At 57.0% G+C, this 521-nt stretch carries 1 protein-coding gene; it reads left to right on the top strand.

The window, feature by feature from the left end:
- Nucleotides 1-521 (top strand): ABC transporter permease (locus CKO28_RS27905; RefSeq protein ID WP_200344814.1); only part of this gene is annotated, 521 nt, incomplete at both ends.

Genomic DNA, 521 nt, shown 5'->3' with positions numbered 1-521 from the left:
CCTATGTGGTCGGCGTGCTGATCGCGGTGCCAATCGGCATTATATCGGCCTATCGGCAATATTCGTGGTTCGACAATCTGGGCACCTTTATCTCGATGGTGGGGTTCTCGGTGCCGACGTTTTTCACCGGGGTCGCGCTGATCATCATCTTTGCCGTGCAATTGAAATGGTTCCCCTCGGTCTATGACACCACGCTTCAGGTGACCGATTGGGCCAGCTTCAAGGAACAAATCCGCCAGATGGTGATGCCGGTCACGGTGCTTGCACTTTACAATGCCGCGCAAATCTCGCGGTTCATGCGCTCGTCTATGCTCGATAACCTTGGGCAAGATTACGTGCGCACCGCCCGCGCCAAGGGGCTGACCGAAAAGGTCGTGGTGCTGGTGCATGTGCTGCGCAACTCGCTGATCCCCGTCATCACGGTCATCGCGCTGGGTGTGCCGCAAATCTTTGGCGGGGCGATCATTACCGAACAGGTGTTCAAGGTGAACGGGCTCGGCCAACAGCTGATCTTGTCGATC

The organism is Rhodovibrio sodomensis (assembly GCF_016583645.1).
Classification (GTDB): domain Bacteria; phylum Pseudomonadota; class Alphaproteobacteria; order Kiloniellales; family Rhodovibrionaceae; genus Rhodovibrio; species Rhodovibrio sodomensis.
The sequence above is the reverse complement of the archived record's forward strand: the minus strand, read 5'-3'. Positions and strand labels throughout refer to the sequence as shown.